This window comes from Halonatronomonas betaini (assembly GCF_015666175.1).
GTDB lineage: Bacteria > Bacillota > Halanaerobiia > Halanaerobiales > Halarsenatibacteraceae > Halonatronomonas > Halonatronomonas betaini.
This window is the reverse complement of the sequence record NZ_JADPIE010000002.1, coordinates 421789-441983: the sequence shown is the minus strand read 5'-3', so window position 1 is coordinate 441983 and position 20195 is coordinate 421789. Positions and strand designations below refer to the sequence as shown.

Annotated in this window: 20 protein-coding genes; 13 read left to right on the top strand and 7 right to left on the bottom strand. The window is 39.6% G+C overall.

The window, feature by feature from the left end; genetic code table 11:
• Positions 1-4: 4 nt before the first annotated feature.
• The 5 genes from I0Q91_RS05225 to I0Q91_RS05205 all read left to right on the top strand — a co-directional run bounded on the left by I0Q91_RS05225 (position 5) and on the right by I0Q91_RS05205 (position 6675).
• Positions 5-691: an FMN-binding protein gene (locus I0Q91_RS05225; protein WP_270453352.1), complete on the top strand. Its 687-nt coding sequence runs from the start codon at positions 5-7 to the stop codon at positions 689-691.
• 191 nt (positions 692-882) lie between these two features.
• Positions 883-1569, top strand: a complete 687-nt coding sequence (locus I0Q91_RS05220) for an FMN-binding protein (RefSeq protein ID WP_270453351.1) — start codon at positions 883-885, stop codon at positions 1567-1569.
• A gap of 573 nt (positions 1570-2142) precedes the next feature.
• Complete coding sequence (gene ileS / locus I0Q91_RS05215; RefSeq protein ID WP_270453350.1) at positions 2143-5250, top strand: isoleucine--tRNA ligase; 3108 nt, start codon at positions 2143-2145, stop codon at positions 5248-5250.
• A 130-nt stretch (positions 5251-5380) separates the two neighbouring features.
• Complete coding sequence (locus tag I0Q91_RS05210; RefSeq protein ID WP_270453349.1) at positions 5381-6277, top strand: mechanosensitive ion channel family protein; 897 nt, start codon at positions 5381-5383, stop codon at positions 6275-6277.
• 197 nt (positions 6278-6474) lie between these two features.
• Positions 6475-6675 carry a hypothetical protein gene (locus tag I0Q91_RS05205; RefSeq protein ID WP_270453348.1) on the top strand — a complete coding sequence of 67 codons (201 nt, stop codon included), beginning with the start codon at positions 6475-6477 and terminating at the stop codon, positions 6673-6675.
• A 76-nt stretch (positions 6676-6751) separates the two neighbouring features.
• On the opposite strand, the gene I0Q91_RS05200 is transcribed toward I0Q91_RS05205, so the two are convergent.
• From I0Q91_RS05200 to I0Q91_RS05190, 3 genes are all read right to left on the bottom strand, one after another.
• Positions 6752-7081 carry a tRNA-binding protein gene (locus I0Q91_RS05200; protein ID WP_270453347.1) on the bottom strand — a complete coding sequence of 110 codons (330 nt, stop codon included), beginning with the start codon at positions 7079-7081 and terminating at the stop codon, positions 6752-6754.
• 123 nt (positions 7082-7204) lie between these two features.
• Entirely contained in the window at positions 7205-7876 is a 672-nt protein-coding gene (locus tag I0Q91_RS05195) for a DUF3159 domain-containing protein (protein WP_270453346.1), read from the bottom strand.
• On the bottom strand, positions 7876-8235 hold the full coding sequence (locus I0Q91_RS05190; protein ID WP_270453345.1) for a DUF1475 family protein: 360 nt from the start codon (positions 8233-8235) through the stop codon (positions 7876-7878). Before I0Q91_RS05190 ends, I0Q91_RS05195 begins: the two co-directional genes overlap by 1 nt.
• Positions 8236-8358: 123 nt before the next feature.
• Between I0Q91_RS05190 and gloA the strand changes: the two genes are divergently transcribed.
• The 3 genes from gloA to I0Q91_RS05175 all read left to right on the top strand — a co-directional run bounded on the left by gloA (position 8359) and on the right by I0Q91_RS05175 (position 11644).
• On the top strand, positions 8359-8748 hold the full coding sequence (gene gloA / locus I0Q91_RS05185) for a lactoylglutathione lyase (RefSeq protein WP_270453343.1): 390 nt from the start codon (positions 8359-8361) through the stop codon (positions 8746-8748).
• A gap of 125 nt (positions 8749-8873) precedes the next feature.
• Positions 8874-10310 (top strand): TldD/PmbA family protein, encoded by a 1437-nt coding sequence (locus I0Q91_RS05180; protein WP_270453342.1) that lies wholly within the window; start codon positions 8874-8876, stop codon positions 10308-10310.
• Positions 10310-11644, top strand: a complete 1335-nt coding sequence (locus I0Q91_RS05175; protein ID WP_270453341.1) for a TldD/PmbA family protein — start codon at positions 10310-10312, stop codon at positions 11642-11644. Before I0Q91_RS05180 ends, I0Q91_RS05175 begins: the two co-directional genes overlap by 1 nt.
• A gap of 34 nt (positions 11645-11678) precedes the next feature.
• Here I0Q91_RS05175 and I0Q91_RS05170 read toward each other — a convergent pair whose 3' ends face one another.
• The 4 genes from I0Q91_RS05170 to I0Q91_RS05155 form a co-directional block, all read right to left on the bottom strand.
• The gene (locus I0Q91_RS05170; RefSeq protein ID WP_270453340.1) at positions 11679-12248 is read right to left on the bottom strand and encodes a permease; all 570 of its coding nucleotides are present in this window, start codon (positions 12246-12248) and stop codon (positions 11679-11681) included.
• 10 nt (positions 12249-12258) lie between these two features.
• On the bottom strand, positions 12259-12738 hold the full coding sequence (locus I0Q91_RS05165; protein WP_270453339.1) for a permease: 480 nt from the start codon (positions 12736-12738) through the stop codon (positions 12259-12261).
• Positions 12739-12768: 30 nt separating this feature from the next.
• Positions 12769-13086 carry a cupin domain-containing protein gene (locus tag I0Q91_RS05160; protein ID WP_270453338.1) on the bottom strand — a complete coding sequence of 106 codons (318 nt, stop codon included), beginning with the start codon at positions 13084-13086 and terminating at the stop codon, positions 12769-12771.
• A 107-nt stretch (positions 13087-13193) separates the two neighbouring features.
• On the bottom strand, positions 13194-13706 hold the full coding sequence (locus I0Q91_RS05155; RefSeq protein ID WP_270453336.1) for a cyclodeaminase/cyclohydrolase family protein: 513 nt from the start codon (positions 13704-13706) through the stop codon (positions 13194-13196).
• Positions 13707-13956: 250 nt separating this feature from the next.
• Here I0Q91_RS05155 and I0Q91_RS05150 point away from each other — a divergent pair, with 250 nt between their 5' ends.
• The 5 genes from I0Q91_RS05150 (at position 13957) to I0Q91_RS05130 (ending at position 20192) form a co-directional block, all read left to right on the top strand.
• Complete coding sequence (locus I0Q91_RS05150) at positions 13957-15129, top strand: FprA family A-type flavoprotein (RefSeq protein ID WP_270453335.1); 1173 nt, start codon at positions 13957-13959, stop codon at positions 15127-15129.
• Between the two features lie 268 nt (positions 15130-15397).
• A complete protein-coding gene (locus tag I0Q91_RS05145; protein WP_270453333.1) occupies positions 15398-17632 on the top strand; it encodes an efflux RND transporter permease subunit in 2235 nt (744 codons plus the stop codon).
• A gap of 5 nt (positions 17633-17637) precedes the next feature.
• Complete coding sequence (locus I0Q91_RS05140; protein ID WP_270453331.1) at positions 17638-18411, top strand: outer membrane lipoprotein-sorting protein; 774 nt, start codon at positions 17638-17640, stop codon at positions 18409-18411.
• A gap of 3 nt (positions 18412-18414) precedes the next feature.
• Complete coding sequence (locus I0Q91_RS05135; RefSeq protein ID WP_270453330.1) at positions 18415-19548, top strand: hypothetical protein; 1134 nt, start codon at positions 18415-18417, stop codon at positions 19546-19548.
• 74 nt (positions 19549-19622) lie between these two features.
• Positions 19623-20192, top strand: a complete 570-nt coding sequence (locus I0Q91_RS05130) for a TetR/AcrR family transcriptional regulator (protein WP_270453329.1) — start codon at positions 19623-19625, stop codon at positions 20190-20192.
• The last annotated feature ends 3 nt before the right edge of the window (positions 20193-20195 follow it).

Here is a 20195-nt window from a genome sequence, read left to right as displayed (position 1 = left end):
AAGAATGAGAAAATTGATGGTGTTTGGTCTGGCTTTAGCAGTGGTTTTAGGATTGGGAGTTAATGTAATGGCAGATGGTCATATGGAAGATGGAGAATTTACAGGGTATAGCTCAGCATCTGACAGGGCATTTGTTGAAGCTAATGTAACTATTGAAGATGGCCATATTGTTGATGTAAAACTAACTGAATGGACTAATGTTAATGAAGCCAAAGATGAAGATTATGGCTGGGATGAGTTCCATGAAGCAATGGAAGTTCTTCCTGAGAGATTTATAGAAGCTAACTCAGCTGATGTTGATATTATTACTGGGGCTACAACTACTAGTGAAATGGCAATGGAGGCTGTTGCAATGGCTTTAGCTAAAGCTGAAGGTGTTGAACATTTTGACGGTAGATTTTTAGGCTTCTCATCAGTTAGTGACCGTGGTGGCTTAGGAGTAGCCTGGGTAACAATAGAAGATGGTGAAATTGTTGATGTTAGATTAGAAGAAGTTCAGGAAGATGACGGTGAAAGAGTTCTAAAAGATGATGATTATAACTGGGATGAGTTCCATGAAGCCAGAGAAGAAATGCCTGAATGGTTTATAGAAGCAAATTCAGCTGATGTTGATATTTATACTGGTGCAACTGGTAGTGCTGAAATGTGGATGGAAGCTGTAGCAGATGCCATGTCAAAAGCTGGATATTAATAAATTAATAAAATGCATTTGTTTTTATGATTGAGCCCTTAATTGGGCTCTTTTTTTGTTTCATAATATTTTCATATGTTATGATATTTTTTTAACGCAACCTCTTGACAAAAATGTAACAAGGATGTATTATAGTAAATGTGAGTGTTAAATACTTTACAAAACCAATTTGAAAAGGGGAGATTTAATTAATGAAGAAATTATTTGTGGCAGTTCTTGCACTAGCTTTTGTTGTCAGTTTTTCAGCAGCAGGTATGGCGGATGGTCATTTAGAAGATGGAGATTATGTGGGTTTTAGTGAGGCCAATGATAGAGGTTATGTTGAAGCCCATGTTACTGTCGAAGGGCATGAAATTATCTCTGTAGAATTAATTGAGATTATAGATACTGGTGAAGCTAAAGGTGAAGATTATGGCTATGATACCTGGCATGAGGCCATTGAGGTTTTACCTGAAAGATTTGTAGAGGCTAATTCAGCTGATATTGATGTTGTTTCTGGCGCTACCAGTACTAGTGAGAAATCTATGGAAGCTGTTGAAATGGCCCTAGCTAAAGCTGAAGGTCAGGAAGTTTTTGATGGTACTTTCCTTGGATATTCAGAATTTAGCGATAGAGGTGGCAGAGGTCTTGCCTGGGTAACTGTTGAAGCTGGCGAGATTGTAGATGTTAGACTTGAAGAGCTTCAAGATGATGATGGTGAATTAGTTTATAAAGATTCAGATTATAGTTATGATGTATATCATGATGCTCAGGAAGAAATGCCTTCTCGTTTTGTAGAAGCTAATTCAGCTGATGTTGATGTGTTCTCTGGTGCTACCAGCAGTTCAGGTATGTGGTCAGAAGCAGTCACTAATGCTTTAAATAAAGCTGGGCTATAATATATTTCACTAAATAAAACCTTTAATTAAGTATTATATATATCTAGGGGCAGGGAGACCTGCTCCTATTTTGATTTTAAGCTGGTTAAATTAAATCCACTGTTAAAGTCGGTTTAGGTTAATTAGAGGTCAGGGCTGTTTATGGAGCAGACCTGGAGCAAGGCCGGAGCGGTCCCGGAGCATTCCCGGAGGAGTCCTGGAGCAATCCTGGAGCAGAACTGGATAAATTATGGTTGAAATATTAATATATTTAGCAGAAATCCAGGCAGTTTGTTAATTTTAAATTATTAAAGTGATTTTCTCTTTAAAACTTGACAATAGGCTATAAATAATTTATTATTAAAGAGAATATGAATTATATATTTAAATGGCTGTGAAGGGAATATCATCCTGGAGCTGGATTTCTGAAATAATAGTAGGTAATCTCGTATTGCTGGCGTTAACAGTTAATTGAGTGACAGGTTTTGATGCCTGTAATATGGGTGGTACCGCGATGTATATTTCGTCCCTGGGTAATATTTTATTACTCAGGGATTTTATTATTTTAAATAATTTTAGGAGTGTGATCAATAAATGTCTAAAGAAGTATTTAAACCTATTTCTGATCAGGAACAGTCAGAGAAGGAACAGGAGTTATCAAATTACTGGGAAGAGATTGATTTACTTAATGCGACAATTGAGAACAGAGAAGATGCAGAGCCATTTGTTTTCTATGAGGGGCCACCGACTGCTAATGGTAGACCTGGTATCCATCATGTTATCAGTAGAACTTTAAAGGATACTGTCTGTAGATATCAGACCATGCAGGGGCATCTTGTCAGGAGAAAAGCTGGCTGGGATACCCATGGGTTGCCAGTTGAGATTGAAGTAGAGAAGAAGCTGGATTTGAATAGTAAGCAGGAGATAGAGGATTATGGTATAGATAAGTTTAACAAGAAATGTAGAGAGTCTGTCTTTGAATATGAAGGTTTATGGCGGGAAATGACCGAGCGGATGGGCTATATGATCGATCTTGATGATCCCTATATTACCCTGGAAAATGATTATATAGAATCTGTCTGGTCGATCTTGAATAAGTTTTTTGAGGAAGATTATATTTATGAAGGCCATAAGATTCTGCCATATTGTGCCCGTTGTGGGACTGGCCTGGCCTCCCATGAGGTTGCCCAGGGTTATGAAGAGATTACCAGTAGGACGGTTTATGTACGGTTTAAGAGGAAAGATAAAGATGAGTACTTCTTAGTCTGGACAACAACTCCCTGGACATTAGCTGCCAATGTGGCTTTAACAGTTAGTCCAGAGATGACTTATTTTAAAGTTAGATATCGTGAAGACTTATATTATTTAGAAGAAGGGTTAGTTGAAGAGGTATTTGGCGATGAATATGAGGTTGTTGATAAAGTAAAGGGTGCTGAATTAGAAGGTATAGAATATGAACAGTTTATGCCCTTTGTTAAGACTGATAAAAAGGCATTTTTTGTAACTGTTGCTGATTATGTAACTGCTGAAGAGGGTACTGGAATAGTCCATACTGCCCCGGCTTTTGGTGAGGATGATTATCAGACCGGTGTAAAATATGACCTGCCAGTCTTGCAGCCTGTTGATGAAGATGGCAAATATACGACAACTCCCTGGGAAGGGCAGTTTGTGATGGATGCCAATGAGGATATTGTTGAATGGTTGATTGAGAATGATAAACTGGTTAGAAGCCAGAAGATGGATCATAATTACCCTCATTGCTGGCGTTGTGATACTCCGTTGCTCTATTATGCCCGGGGCAGCTGGTATATTGAGATGACTAAATTAAAGGATAAGTTGATTGAAAATAATAATGGAGTTGACTGGTATCCAGATTATGTTGGCGAGAAGAGGTTTGGTAACTGGCTTGATAACCTAAAGGACTGGGCTATTTCCAGGAATAGATACTGGGGTACGCCATTAAATATCTGGAAATGTGACTGTGGTGAGCTGGCATCTGTTGGTTCAATTGCTGAGCTTCAGGAGAAGGCAATTGAGGATGTTGCTGATGATATCGAGCTGCACAGGCCGTATGTTGATGATATTCATCTTGAATGTCCTAACTGTAGTGGCAAAATGACCAGGGTTGAAGAGGTTATTGATTGCTGGTTTGATAGTGGTTCGATGCCATTTGCCCAGCAGCATTATCCTTTTGAGAATCAGGAGAGATTTGAAGAGCAGTTCCCGGCTGACTTTATCTGTGAGGGGATTGATCAGACCAGAGGCTGGTTCTATTCTTTGCTGGCAATCTCAACCTTTGTAACCGGTAAGTCGCCATATAAGAGAGTGCTGGTTAATGATTTAATCCTTGATGCTGAAGGCAAGAAAATGTCAAAATCCAAGGGGAATACAGTTGATCCCTTTGAATTATTTGATGAATATGGTGCTGATATTCTCCGCTGGTATTTACTCCATGTTTCGCCACCGTGGACACCGACCAGGTTTGATATTGAGGGCCTCCATGAAGTGGATAGTAAGTTTTACAGGACTTTAAAGAATGTTTATTATTTCTTCCAGCTTTATGCCAATACTGATGAGATCGATCCTAGAGGCTTTGAAATACCAGTTGAAGATAGGAGCAGAATTGATCGCTGGGTACTTTCTAGATATAATAATATGATTGCCCAGGTTGAGGCTGAGATGGAGAATTATGATCTAACCAGTGCTGTTAGATTAATTCAGAGCTTTGTTGATGAGGATTTATCTAACTGGTATATCCGCCGTTCAAGGCGCCGTTTCTGGGCTGATGAGAAGGATACTGATAAAAAATCAGTTTATCTAACGACCTATGAAGTGTTGACTGGACTGACTAAATTGATTGCTCCATTTGTTCCCTATTTATCTGAGGAGCTTTATCAGCTATTGACTGATGGCAAGTCTGTCCATCTTGAGGATTATCCTGAGGCTGATCATGATTTAGTTGATAGTCACCTGGAAGAGAAGATGGGGCTTGTTAGAGAGCTGGTCACATTAGGCAGATCGGCCAGAGAGACCGAGGAACTCAAGGTCAGACAGCCAATTGCCCAGGTGCTGGTGGATGGCCGGCACGAGGAATTAATTTCTGATCTGGTGCCGCTGATGAAAGAGGAGTTAAATGTTAAAGAGGTCGTCTTTACCGATGAACTAGGTGAGTATATGGAATATAGCTTAAAGCCTAATTTCCAGCTGGTTGGCCCTAAACTCAGGGATAAGGTCAAGGTATTTGCCTCTAAATTACAGGAGCTTGATGCCAGTGAAACTGCCAAGGCTTTAGAGGATGGCGAAGAGATTACTGTTGATCTTGACGGTGAAGATTTTACTTTCTCTGAAGAGGATGTAATTATTAATATCAGTAATCTTGAGGGCTTTACTGTTGGCATGGAGAATAATGCCTTTATAATCCTTGATACCAGGCTAACCCCAGAGCTTAAAGCTGAAGGCTTTGCCAGGGAGTTTGTCTCTAAAGTTCAGCAGATGAGAAAGGCCAACGATTATGAGATGCTGGACAGGATTGAGATTGAATATGATAGCGATCAAGAGATCCAGTCTGCTGTGGCTGATTTTGAGGATTATATAAAGGATGAGACCCTTGCTGACAGTATTGAGTATGTTGAGGGACTGGATGCCGGTGAGGATTATGATTTAAATGATCATGCTGCTAAAATTAAAGTTAGAAAGATATAATTAATATAAAAGAGATGGAAGGGGGCTTAACTGCCCTCTTTTGTTTTACCTATTTAAAAATTGTAAATATTATGATACAATTTAGTTAGTTAAAATAAGAAAATGATTATTTTTATAGAGGAGGGGTTTAATGCAGGCATCTAATCTTGTTGAATTAATTTCATTTTATGGTTTGAGATTTATCTTTGCGGTTATTTTGTTCTTTGTTGGTTGGTTTTTAATTAAGCTGGCTGTAAAGATGGCTGAAAAAGGTCTGGAGAATAAGTTTGAACCGACTCTAACAAGGTTTACTATTTCATTATTAAAGGCTATTTTAATTGTTCTACTGGTGATAACTGCTGCTTCAACTGTCGGCATTGAAATGACTTCATTTGTGGCAATTCTAGGTGCTGCCGGTTTTGCTGTTGGTTTTGCTCTCCAGGGAAGTCTGGCAAACTTTGCCGGTGGAGTTCTCTTATTAATTTTTCACCCATTTAAGGTAGGAGATTTTATTGATACAGGTAGTCACCTGGGTAAAGTTATTGAGATTCAATTGCTCTATACTATTATGAATACCCCGGACAATAAGCGGGTTTATATTCCTAATGGCTCTCTGGCAAATAATAGTATAACTAATTTTAGTGCAAATTCTGAAAGAAGAGTTGACATGGTATTTGGGATCGGTTATGATGACGATTTTGAAGAGGCAAAGGCTATTATTAAAGAGATTATTGCCAGTAATGAGAAGATCCTCTCTGAACCGGAACCAATTGTCAGGGTTAGCGAGCATGCTGACAGTTCAGTTAATATAACAACCAGGGTCTGGGTAAATACTAAAGATGCAATTACTGTCAACTTTGATATGCATGAAGATGTCAAAAGGAGATTTGATGAGGCTGGAATTGGAATTCCTTATCCACAGATGGATATCCATTTCGACCCTCAGGTCTCAGATGGCTTTGCCTCCAGGAAAGAGCAGCTAATCTTAAATAAGAAGCTGGCTAAGGAAAAGAAATTAGAGGTTAAGCCTGAGACTGAGATCGAATAAGATTATGAAAATAAGCTGAGATTAATTTGGAGTAATATAAAGGCTGGCTGTTAAGTTGCCAGTCTTTTTTAATTTTCACAATTCTTCCCCGGTTATTTTAATATTACTCTATGAAAAATCCATATATATTACATAATTATAATCTATACTAGTATTATAATAAAGAATTACAAAAAACAGATGGGGAGGTGTAAATGATGACTAAATTACAGAAAGCTGTTGCATTTAGTCTTATAATGGTACTGGTTGTATTTGCTGTTGCAGCCTGTGGTGTGCCAGATGAGGAAGACTTTGAAGAAATGGATGATGATTTTGGTTATCAGTTAGAGGTCGAAGAAAGTTTTGCTCAGATCGACTTTGAAATAGCTGAAGCACCTGCTCTTAATGTTATTCTATAGCAGAAACAGATAAAAGAGATAAATTTTGTAATTAAGATTTAGTTTTTATACCCCGCCTGAACTGGCGGGGATTTTTTTATCCCAGTTTATCACCTTTTTTGGCTTCCTTATCAGGAGTAATTAAGATTACTCCATCTTCAGAATAGGTTCCTAAGACCAGGACTTCAGAGATGAAATTTGCTATCTGTTTTGGTGGGAAATTAATTACTGCCAGTACCTGCTTGCCGATAAGATCAGCTGGTTGATAATGTTCCGTGATCTGAGCGCTGGACTGTTTTTTACCTATTTCCTGGCCGAAATCGATTTCCAGTTTATAGGCAGGGTCATGGGCCTCTTCAAAATTTTCTGCTGAAATAATTTCACCAACTCTGATATCAAGCTTTAAAAAGTCTTTGAATTTAGCCATTATGATCATCAACTCCTGTAAAGTTAAGTTATTATTAAGGTTTTATTTTTTAGTGAACAATTTTATAAGTGAATAAACATATTAAATATAGATTCAAGATATTTACCCGGGGCTAGAAATTTTTTAGAAGCCCTTTTTCTGGCCCTCCCAGGGCGGTTCTTTGCCTTCCCTGAATTCATCAACTCCTGGCCCTCCTAGCTTTTTTAGTCTCCAGATACCATAGATATAACTTAAAATTAAAACAGAAATTGTGACTGGCCAGCCTAATATAGTATTGGCCCAGGCAAGTCTGGTGGCATCTCCTGCTCTAAATAAAATAAGCTGGACTGTTAAGCGGACTGCGAATAAGACTGCCCAGAAGATGGTGACTTCCTGGTAGGCCGGTTTGATGTCATCTCGCCAGAACCATTCCAGGGGCCAGCCTCTGGTTAGATGACTGGCCCAGGCAGCCAGTGGCTTTTTAAGGATTAAGCTAATCAGGGCTATTATAAGAATTAGGATGCTGGTTATAATACCAGGGATAAAATAACCTGTGGCAGTCCTTGAGATGAGGGCAAGGCCGGCAGCCAGGCCTGTACCAAGCAGGCCGCCCAGGGCATAAAACCAGTTTTCACCTTTAATAAACCTGCGGATGGCTAGAATTGCTGCTAAACTTAATGCTATGATTGCAGCGATGTTTAGATTGAAGAGGTTATTGGTAAAGACAAAAACTAAGGGGGGCAAAACTGCATCAAAGGTTCTGCCTGAAATTACTGATTTTAGTTCATCGATTATTTCCTGAGAGTTTATAGCCATTATTTAACCGCCTGTTCTGAGTTGATTAGAGAATCTTTTCTTGCACCTAAGAAAAATTTAAGCCAGTTGCCTTCGCTCTTATAAGCAGTTATTAAGGTATAAAGGCTGGCAGTTAGAAAGCCGAATACCATCATTAAGGCAATCCAGATAATCTTTGCCTGAATAGTTTTTTCTCTGAAAGCTATCCAGAGTGAAAAGATGATAAAGCCGACATAGAGATCGACCAGGGAGACTATTCCCCAGGGATTGGCAAGGAGTTCGCCGCCATCTTCTGTAAAGCTACCATTGATAAAGCCATTTGAGATTACTAATACCATTGCAATTAGTCCCAGCCAGGAAACAATTTTTGTTATTTTCATTAGTTACCTCCAATTATCTGTTTTATGTTATTATTATAGCTTTATTTAGTAATTTATTCAATCTTTTAATAGATTGAATTGAATTAATATCAGTGTTATAATTTAAAAGAGGAGAGTGATAAAATGAGTCAGGATTATAAAATAGTTCATGGATGTATTCGGGTGCTTGATCTGGAGAAGTCGATTGAATTTTATGAAGATGCCCTGAATTTTGAAGTTGCCAGGCGGAGTGATTATCCTGAAGATGAGTTTACATTAGTTTTTTTAAAGGGGCCAGATAGTGACTTTGAGATAGAGCTTACCTATAATTATGACCGGGAAGAGCCTTACGAGATTGGCGATGGTTTTAGCCATTTTGCTGTTGTTGTTGATGATATTGAAGAGGCTCATCAGGAACATAAAGAATCCGGTTATGAGGTTACTGATATTTATACTGTTGGTGACGAAGCCGATGGAGGCCTGTATTTTATAAGTGATCCAGATGGATATGAGGTAGAGATTATCCAGAAATAATAAATATTGAATTTTCCTGCCACCTATAAATTTATAGGTGGTTTTTTTCATGGCTTTGCAGGTATATTTTTAAGTATCTTGAATATTATTTAGTGGAAGGATTATTATATCTGGGAGGGATAGATTTGGAGAAAATATTAAAGGAATTGATCGATTATGCCCTGGAGCAGGGGGCTGATTATGCTGATATAAGACATATTGAACTTGAAGAAGAGGAGATAAGGACAGAGGATCAGGAAGTTCAGTCGATTAATAATAAGTCTGACAAGGGAGCAGGTATCAGGGTTTTAGTTAATGGAGCCTGGGGTTTTGCTGCCACTTCTGATCTTGATAATTTAGAACAGACTGCCTTAAAGGCTATCAGGATTGCAGTTGCAAGCAGTAAGGTTAATAGAAATCCAGTGGATCTGGCCGAAAAAGAGGTAATGGATGATTTTTATGAGACACCAATTGAGAGAGATCCCTTTGAAGTTCCTCTGGATGAAAAAATAGAGCTATTATTAGATGCTGAGGAGAAAATGGTTGAAGCGGCTGAATTATTTCAGACTGGCGGCTCTCTTTCTTTTAGAAAAGAGAAGAAGATTTATTGTGATTCTGAGGGGAGCTATCTTGTTCAGAAATTATATGAATCTGGAGGAGGTATTACAGCCAAGGCAGTTGGAGATGATCTCCAGGTCAGGAATTATCCCTGTGGCTTTGGCGGTAATTACAGCAAGGCTGGATATGAGTTTATTGAAGAACTTGACCTTTTAGGTCATGCTGAGGAGATTGCCAGGGAGGCTGAGGCCCTGACTGAAGCCGAGGAGATTCCTGCTGGCAAGTATGATCTGGTGATAGATAGTTCTCAGATGACCCTGCAGATACATGAAAGTATCGGCCATCCGATTGAGCTGGACAGGGTCTTTGGTTCAGAGGCGGCCTTTGCCGGGACCAGCTTTTTAGAGACTGAAATGGCAGGTGAGTTTCAGTATGGCTCAGAAAAGGTTAATGTTGTAGCTGATGCTACCTGCCCCGGAGGTTTAGGGAGCTTTGGTTATGATGATGAAGGTGTGCCGGCCCAGAAGGTTAAGATTATTGAGGATGGTATTTTAAAGAATTTCCTGACTTCAAGGGAGACTGCCTTTGAATTAGATGAGAGTTCTGGCGGGGCGGCTCTGGCTGATGGCTGGAGTAAGTTGCCTTTAATTAGAATGACTAATATTAATTTAGAACCTGGAGATTATGAGTTTGCTGAATTAATTGCCGGGATTGATTATGGATTTTATTTAAAGAATAATCGGAGCTGGAGTATAGATGATTTGAGGTTGAATTTTCAGTTTGGCTGTGAGATTGCCTATGAGATTAAAGATGGTGAATTAACTGGCAGGATTTTTAAGAATCCAGTCTATACCGGGAGTACGCCAGAGTTCTGGAGGAGCTGTGATGGGATTGCCGGTGAAGAGGACTGGCAGTTATATGGGGTGCCAAATTGTGGTAAAGGTGAGCCGATGCAGTCTGGCCATGTCGGTCATGGTTCTGCTCCAGCCAGATTTAAAAATGTGCAGATAGGGGTTGATAAGTAATGCTAAAGAAATCTGGAGCTTATATGGTACTGGACAGGATTTTAAGTACTGCTGGCAGCCTTGATATGCAGGTGATCTTAAAGGGTGAGAACCAGGAGTTGACAAGGTTTGCTGGTTCTGAAATTCATCAGAATGTTGCCAGTGATGAGCTGGAAGCTGAGATAACTCTGCATAAAGATGGCCGGGAGTTGAAGGTGACTACTAATGATTTTGATAATGACTCTTTGCGGAAATTAGTTAAAGAGGCCGGGCAGAGGTTAATGGAGCTGCCTGAGAGTGAGAGGGTTAAAAGTTTTATTTCGGAGCCGGCTGATATCAGTTCTGACAATTATTTTAAGGAGTTAGAGAGGGAATTTAATATTGAAAATAGGGCCCAAAAACTGAAAGCTGCTTTTGGGGAGCTTGATTCAGATTTAAATGCTGCTGGAAGTCTGGAATTGAATCAGAATTTTATGGCTTTAGGAAATACCAATGGAATAACCAGGTATTCCAGGCTGGATAAGGTTGATTTTAAGACGGTAATTACTGAGCAGTCAGGGGCTACCGGTTATGCAGCTGCTATATCCAATAGGGCTGAAGATATTGATATTGGCAAAGAATTTAAGCGGGCTGCTGATAAGGCAAGGGATTCAAGGGATGCTATTGAGATTGAGCCTGGAGAGTATGATGTTATCCTGGAACCGGCTGCAGTTGGAGGGTTGATTAGTTATCTCTCCTATATTGGCTTTAGCGGGAGATCTGTCCAGGAAGGGATGAGTTTTCTAGCAGATAGGCTTGGTGAACAGGTATTCGGCGATAATATTACTCTGGTTGATGATTGTCAGGATCCGAATACAATTGATTTTCCCTTTGATTTTCAGGGGGCCAAAAGACAGAAATTGAATATAATTGAAAATGGGGTAGCGAAAGAGCTGGCCTATGACCTTGAATCAGCCAGAAAGGCTGGGGTAGAGACTACCGGCCATTCTGTTGGCGATCCCTCTGTTGGAGGATTTCCATTGCATTTAGTAATGGCTAATGGTGAGGCTGAGCTTGGGGAGATGATAGCCGGTACCGAGAAGGGTCTATTGATTACAAGGTTCCATTATATTAATGTGATTAATCCCCGTAAGGCTATTCTGACTGGTTTGACCAGAGATGGAACCTTCCTGATTGAGAATGGCAGGGTTAAGGCGCCAGTCAAGAATCTCCGCTTTACCCAGAATATTGTTGAAAGTTTAAATCAGGTTGAGGCGATTAGTTCCAGCCGGGAAAAGGTCGGTGGATTTTATGGTTATATGTATCTCCCGGCATTAAAGGTGAATGGTTTTAATTTTACCGGGGTTAGTAAATAATTTATATTCAGGCAGGTTACCAGGTTGGATTTATTTAGTGGCCAGGGCCTGCCTGGTTTATTTCTCTTTGCTGTTTCTGTGGATTTGTTAAGAGTGAAGTTAGAAAGCCAATGGCTATGATCCCGGCAAGGGTGAGCATTACCCGGTAGAAGGCAAATTCTAGGCCTAAGAAATGGATCTCGACTCCAATCTGGGTTAGCTTTAGTGAACCCCAGGCTCCTAGCAGGACAACAACATTCATGATGCTTGCTCCTTTTTTTAGTAATTGTGAAGCCAGAGGGAAGGCGATAAAAACCGGGCCGGTAGGCAGGGTTCCCATGAAAATAGAGAGTAATAAGCCTTTAAGGCCAGAATTATTGCCTAAATATTTTTCTACTTTATCCTGGGGAATCCAGACATCGGCCAGCCCCATCAGGACCAGGACAGCAGGGAAGATCAGGACTATTTCTTTTAAATAGTTGAAGGATATTTCTCTGCCTGTAGCTGATTTTTCAGGATATAAAATTGTTAGCAGGGAAAAAACTATAATAATTGCTGCAAAAATGATTAATAGTTTTTTAAATTTATTTTTTGGGTCTGGTTTATTTTGTTCTTTCTTTTTCATGGCAGCCTCCTTACATTAAAATACCGATAAAGATTGAAATGATAATAGCAAAGGTGAAAGCAAAAAGATTGCGCCATAATGTTACCTTTTTGCCTAGAGTCTTTATTTCTAAAGGCATGGTGACAAAACCGACCATTGTTAGAGTTGTGTAAAAGGCTGCAATTGTTGTGTAGGATGCCCCGGAATCTATCAATGAGCCAGATAATGGGAGGGAGATAAGGCTTGGGATCATACTGATTGTGCCGACAAGGGCAGCCAGAACGACCTGGCTAATCCGCATATCGCCTCCTAAATAATACTCAATAGTCTCCGGGGGAATAAAGGTTAGAAGCAACCCGATCCCAAAGATGATTGCTATGATCCAGGGGCCTAAAGAGAGAGCCTTCATAAAAGCAATTTTTAATGATTTCCTGGTTTTCTCTTTAGATTTAGTTAGTGAATAGATCACAAGCAGAATCGTGATCAGGTTAATTGAAATTGCTATAATCACTTTGCTCCCTACCTTTTAGTGGCTTTTTATTTATAGACTTGGGGTTTTTACATTAATAACAATAAATTCCTGGTCCTGGTCTGCTTTCAGGCTCATTTCAGTGTTTGGTGGGCAGGGGATAATATCTGTTGCCTCGACAACCTTTTCTTCGTCACCGATCTGTAAAGTGCCCTTACCTGAAACGATATAGAAGAAGACATTAACTGGAACTGCATGGGCAGGGACTACATCCCCTGGCTGTAAGATCAGGTTCATTAGCTGGACATCTTCGTTTTTATGGAGCTGTTTTGAGGTTACACCTCTTTTATTTGTACTACCTTCGATTTCATTCATTTTAATTACTTTCATTGTTTTTTCCTCCTTAAAATTTTAGTAGAATTTCAGTGAATTGCAATTCATTCAAGTCCGACATTTATGATTATAAAACTAAAGATTTGAGATTACAGTGAGATTTGTCACAGTTTAGATATTTTATCTCTGATATCTTTTAAATCGGTTAATGGGAGGTCGAAGTAATCTAGATTAAGCTTATAGATATCGATTGCTATCCAGGTGCTATTTTTGATGATTGAATAACCTGCCTGGAAGTCTGCAGTGACCTGACCGGTAATCTTATCTTTGATTTGATTGAGTTTTTCCAGGATAACGATTAATTTTTCTGCAAGTTGAGAGGGTGTATTGATTAAGAGATCTTTATTAAAGGTTTTAGTTTCCTGGTCCCAGGACTGGCAGTCTTTAGCGGCCAGCTGGTATAATTCCTTTTTGTATTCAGGGATCTGCTTAAAAAATTTATTTAAATCCTGGTCGGCTTTATTATTCAGGGCGACTTTAATTGCCAGTTCGGCCAGGGCCAGGCCATTAATTGAATTTAGGGCTGCAGTTGAGATGGCAGCCGGTACAGGAGATTCTGTCGAACTGATTAAATCTGTTATCTTTTGGTGAGTTAAGTCGGAAAAATCAGGTGTCATTTGCAAATAAACCTCCTTTATTTTATTTCATTAGTATTATATAGTTATATTATATCTAATATTTTAGAGTTTTGCTATTGGTAAAATTATTGCTGCTGGTTAAATTATACCTGAGCTGCCCTGCTTCTGCTATGAGAATAATCACTAAGGGAAAATATTAATGTGACATAAATCAAATACAGTTAGGCTTTTTTATGTAATAATGAAAGCAGAGTAAAAAACTAAACTTTAAAATAATAAGGAGTGAATTATGATGGCAATTCGTAAATTGGTAAAAGATATTCATTCAGTCGGGGTGATTGATTGGGACAGGCATTTATTTGATGAGTTGATTCCACTGCCAGGAGGAACCAGTTATAATGCTTATTTTATTGAAGGCAAGGAGATTAATGTTTTAATTGATACTGTTGAAGAACATTATGGAGAGAAATTACTGGACAATCTGGCCGAGCTTAATGTTGAAAGAATTGATTATGTGATTTCAAATCATTCAGAGCAGGACCATTCCGGGGCAATTCCTGCAGTTTTAGATAGTTATCCTGAGGCCACTGTTTTAACAACAAAAAAGGGTAAGGATATGCTGGAGAAACTGCTCCATCTAGATGATGACAGGGTTGAGGTTGTAGCAGATGGCGATACTTTATCACTAGGTGATAGGACTCTTAGATTTATTGAAACACCATGGGTCCACTGGCCAGAGACTATGTCGACTTATCTTGTCGAGGACGAGATTTTATTCTCATGTGATTTCTTTGGCTCTCATTTTGCAACCAGTGATTTATTTGTTGAAGATAAAGATGAGGTCTATAAGGCTGCCAAGCGGTATTATGCCCAGATAATGATGCCCTTTAGAAAGATTATAACTAAAAACCTTGACAAGGTTGAAGAGTTGGAGCTTGATATGATTGCCCCCAGTCATGGGCCGGTTTATCAGGAACCTGACTTTATCTTTGATGCCTACCGGGACTGGGTTGATGGACCGGTTAAGCCAGAGGTTGTCGTTCCCTATATTTCAATGCATGGCAGTACCGGTGAACTGGTAGATTACTTTGTTGATAGTTTGATGGAAAAGGGGATAAAGGTGACCCCCTTTAATTTAAGGGATGTTGAATTAGGTCAGCTGGCGATGGCTTTAGTTGATGCCGCTGTCGTTGTTGTCGGTTCGCCGACTGTACTGACTGCTGCCCATCCAAATGTCTCCTATGCTGTTAGCCTGGCCAATGCTTTAAATCCTAAGGTTGAGTATGCATCAATCATTGGTTCTGAAGGCTGGGGCGGCAAGATGGTCGATGATATTGTCGGCTCTTTAGGTAAACTTGATCTTGAATTATTTGATCCTGTTATTTCTAAGGGTAAAGGATTAGAAGATGATTTTGCTGAGGTTGACAGGTTAGTTGCTGAGATTGAAAAAGCAATTGGGTAATAGAGAATTTAACGGAGGTGGTAACCGGCAGGTAACTGTCAGGTTACCATTTTTTTATTTGAAATAGTGGGAGGATTAATTAAAAAGTTTTTTGATTTGGACTTGACAGGCTGAAATCTTTATGTTAAATTTATAAATGAATCATCATTCACTTGAATTTAACCCCGGGATAAAATTTATAATATAAAGGGCAGTTGTAGAGACTGCTTTTTATTTTAGCTTATAGTGAATGGTGATTCACCATTATAGTTTGCTGGAGGTAATGTTTATGAAGAGGTTAGCTGATTTTTCTGTTAAACATCCGCTTATAGTTGTGATTACAGTAATATTGATTACATTTGTGGCAGTCTATTTTGCCAGAGGTGTAACGATGACGACTGATATTAAAGATTTTTTTCCTGAAGATGATCCCAGGGTAATGACCTATGATCATGTAGAAGAGATTTATGGCAGTGGTGAGTATATTATGGTTGCCCTGGAGACGGATGATGTTTTTAATCAGAGGACTTTAGAGAATATTGACCGCTTGAGCAGGGAGTTCGAGGAATTTCAGGGGGTAAGTTCGGTGCAGAGTCTGACGGCAATTGATGATATCAAGGGGGTTGATGGCGATCTCAAAATTGAACCCCTGGTTGATGAAATACCTGAAGATGAAGTAAGTATGCAGAGGTTAAAGGATGATGTTCTTGGCGATAGGATGTATGGGGGCTTTATTGTATCTGAGGATAGTCAGGCAACGTTGATTATTAGTGAGGTAAATCCTGATTATGATTCCCTGGCTGTGGCTGATGAAATAGGAGAGATAGTTGCCGGGTATGAAGGCCATGAGCGGATTTACCTGACTGGTACCCCGGTTTTAAATAACGTTCTGGCTGAGTCGATGCAGGCAGACCTTAAGTTTTTAGTGCCACTGGTATTGGTGATGATCGGATTAATTTTATGGTTTGTATTTAAATCTTTTAGGGGGATATTATTACCCTTTGCCTCAGTTGGGTTTAGTTTAGTCTGGACTGTCGGTTTTATGGGGTTATTAAATAAAGATTTTTCCCCTTTAAATGCTGTGATGCCGGTTATTTTGATCAGCCTTGGAACTGCCTTTGGTATCTTTATTTTAAAGAGGTATTATGAAGAGATGGGCTCTGGACTTAAGAGTGAGGTGGCAGTTATTGCTTCTATAACTTCTGTTGGTGTTGCTGTTTTAATGGCCGGGGGAACGACTGCTGCTGGTTTTGCTTCGAATCTTTTGAGCGATATTACTCTAATCCAGGAGTTTGGACTCTTTACCGGTTTTGGGGTTCTGGCTGCATTATTTATCTCTCTAACTTTTATTCCAGCAGTGATTTCATTGCTAGGAGAAGGGAAGACCAGGGAGTTTAATGAGAGGTCAAAGATCGGGGAGATGCTTATAAAAGCAATCGATAGGCCTAAATTGATTATTGGTTTAACTGCTATAATTTTAATTCTGTCACTGGCAGGACTGCCACGGATAGAAATAGATAGTAATTTCTTTAATTTCTTTGCTGAAGACTCTGAGCCGAGGATTGCCTATGATTTTGTCAGGGATAAATTTAGTGGTTCAGAATCAGTTGAGATAATTATTGAAGGTTATGATGTTACTGAACCAGAGATTCTACAGTCTATGGAAGCCTTTCAGAAGGAGCTTTATGAGACTGGAATGGTTGGAAGGCCAACTTCTCTGACTGATATAATTTCTAAGACCAATCTGGCCCTCCAGACTGGAGAAGGAGATAATTATTATGTGCCTGATAGTGGCAATCTTATCTCCCAGTATCTGCTCTTAATTGAAATGAATGATAGTGATTATCTGGAGAGATTTCTAACCTTTGAGGAGGATGGGGCCAGAATACAGGCACTGGTCCAGGATACTTCAGGCTCTGAGATTGACAGGTTGATGAGTAAGATTGATGATTTAGGGGCAAAACATTTTGGCGACCAGCCTGTGGAGATCACTTCGACTGGGATTATAGTCTTAATTGATGCCCTGGCTGAGATGATTATTGAGGGCCAGCTGAGCAGTATTATTACAGCTTTAATTGCTGTTTTCTTTATAGTTTATCTTCTGCTGAAATCCTGGCAGGGCAGTATTCTATCAGTTGTGCTAGTCGGGTTTTTGACTGTATTAAACTTTGGAATTATGGGCTGGGCTGGAATCAAGCTTGATGTTGTAACTGTCTTGATTTCCAGTATTGGAATTGGAGTTGGTGTTGATTATGCAATTATGGTTTATGCAAGGTATTTAGAGGAAAAAAAGAAAGGTTTGCAGGTTAGAGAGGCCGTTGTTAGAACAGTTGAGACGATCGGTTCGGCTATTATGAGCAATGCAATAGCTGTAATTAGTGGTTTTATAATTTTGATATTTTCTTATTTCCCACCATTCAGGTTTTTTGGAATACTGGTGACGACTTTAATGCTGGCTGCAGCAGTTGGTTCAATTCTGGTAATGCCGGCAGTAATATTACAAATAGAAAAAATTAGGAGGTAGTAAAAATGAGAAAGAGATTGATTGTGATGATGTTGGTTGCAGCGATGGTATTTGCTGGAGGATTATTTAATCAGCTAAATGCCATGACCGGTCAGGAGGTTTTAGAAAATATGGATGAGACAATGAGGGTTGATAATAAATATATGGAACAGGAGATGGTCCTTGTTTCATCCAGAGGGAGCGAGAGGAGTAGAGAGATTGCAACCTGGAGTAGAGTTGAAGCCGGGAACGAGCAGATGCTGGTTAGGTTTTTAGCTCCAGCTGATGTTGCCGGGACTGGACTATTAATGGAAGATGATGATATGTGGTTATATCTACCTGAGTTAAATAATACCAGACGGATTGCTGGCTCGGCCAAACAGGGAGATTTTATGGGAAGTGATTTAAGTTATGAAGATATGGAGGCTTTAGGTACTGCCGGGTTTGGCAATGATTATCAGGCTGAATTAGTTGAAGTAGTTGAATTTGAGGGTCATGAAGCCTATAAATTAGATCTGATACCGGTAAATGACGGGGTTGCTTACAGTAATCTGGAGGTAAAAGTTGATAGTGAATTCTGGCTGCCTCTCAAGATTGATTACTATGAAGCCGGGGAATTGGTCAAGACTTTACTGACCTTTGATCATGCCGAACTTTATGGACGCTGGACTGCTCAGATGCTGGAAATGACTGATCATGAAAGTGGCAGTCAGACCAGGTTGATTTTGAATGAGGTTGATTATAATACTGAGATAGATCCAGGAGTCTTTACAACGAGAAATCTTGAGAGGGGGCTATAAATAATGATTAAGAACATGGTGGTAGTTTTAGTTTTAGGTTTACTCTTAATTCAGGGTGCTGCTGTTGAAGCTGTTGATATTGGCGGTGAATTTGAATTAGGCAGTAGTTATGATATAGAGGGGGATGACTCAGCCAGAGTTGTCTCTGATCTGGAACTAGGTATTGGTCGGTCGACTTTTTCTGAGGCATTTCAGGTTAATTTAGGGTTTATGACTGAATGGCCAGATGGTGAGACTGTTTTTGAGATCAGGGATGCCTACTTTGATTATTATGGTGCTGATTTTGACCTGAGAGCCGGTAAACAGCTGGTAGCCTGGGGTACTGCAACTGGTTATAATCCGACTGATAATATTAATCCAGTTAATTTTGATGATCCAGCTGGTGATAAGGATTCCAGGCTTCTTTTGAAAGGGGATTATTTTATTGACCGGAATTATCGTCTGACCGGTGTTATTGCACCATTCCATGATAGTCCCTTTGCTGATGAGCTAACTGTGCCGGAAACTGGTATTGTTCTGCCAGTAGAAGAGGTTGATAATGAATTAGGAAATGTTGAGTATGGTCTGAAGTTTTCAGGTCGAGGAGTGGAGGGCTTTGATTTCTCTCTTAGTTTAACCTCTGGCCACGAGCAGGTTCCGACTATTTCCTATCAGGAGACACCGATGGGGCCTGTGCCTGAATCGGCTTATTTTAGGGAATATCTGGTTTTAGGTGCAGATATGGCTACCTCTTATCAGGGTTTTGGGATCTGGGCAGAAGGGGCTTTGATGATGCCAGATGCTGGCGATAATTATGGCAGCCTGGTTTTAGGTGCTGACTACAATCTTGAGTCCGGTCAGCTGATTTTAGGTCAGTTAATTTATAATCGGGGCAGGTTGAGCCAGGATGACAATTATATTCTTCAGCAGGCAGTAGAGGGCTCCTTTGCTGATTATCATAGCTATAGGCTGGCCAGTTTCTATAATCTATCAACTGATGGCTATTTAGTAAGGCCTGGACTTGAATTTTCTCTGTCTGATGCTATTAGCCTGGAGTTTGAGTATATCTATCAGAAAGGGGAGGTTATGAGCCAGGGGCTTGATTTAGGCAGCCAGGACAGAAATCAGCTATCTGCCTCGATCTCATACTCGTTCTAGGATAGAATTGCTTTAATTGAGTTGGATTTATGATATAATAATTATCAAATATATAAATTGGTAGGTGGAAGAAGATGGCCGGTAATAAAAAAGAATTAATTCTTGATTCTGCTATTAAGGTGATGGCGGAAGAAGGTTATTATTTTACTAAGATGAGCTGGATTGCGGACCGGGCAGGAATTGCTGTTGGGACTATTTACAATTATTTTAGCAGCAAAGAAGAGGTGTTAGAAGAAATTTTTGCCAGGGAATTTAAGAAACGGCTTGATCTGCTGGCAGAATTGGAAGAAAGCCCGGAACTCTCGGTGGTCAGTAAACTTGAACTCTTTCTGGTGAGACATTTTGAGGAGATTAAGAAAAACCCTGATCTAGGTAATATACTGGTTAGAGAGAAGGAATTTCCTAAAAAAGAAGGCTCAATAAATCAATACTTAAATCAGATTCCTCAGTCTATTAAAAAACTACTGGAAAAAGGTGATGAGAAAGGCGAACTTGAAATTAATAAGCCTGAGCTAATGGCTGCTATTATTTTTGGCAGTATTCAGGGGGTAGTTGAGCAGGCAATCAAGCTTGAAAATTATGAAATGCTAGACGATGCTAGCGATGAAATTATAAGGTTTGTCGAGATGAAGGCAGTTAAATAATTG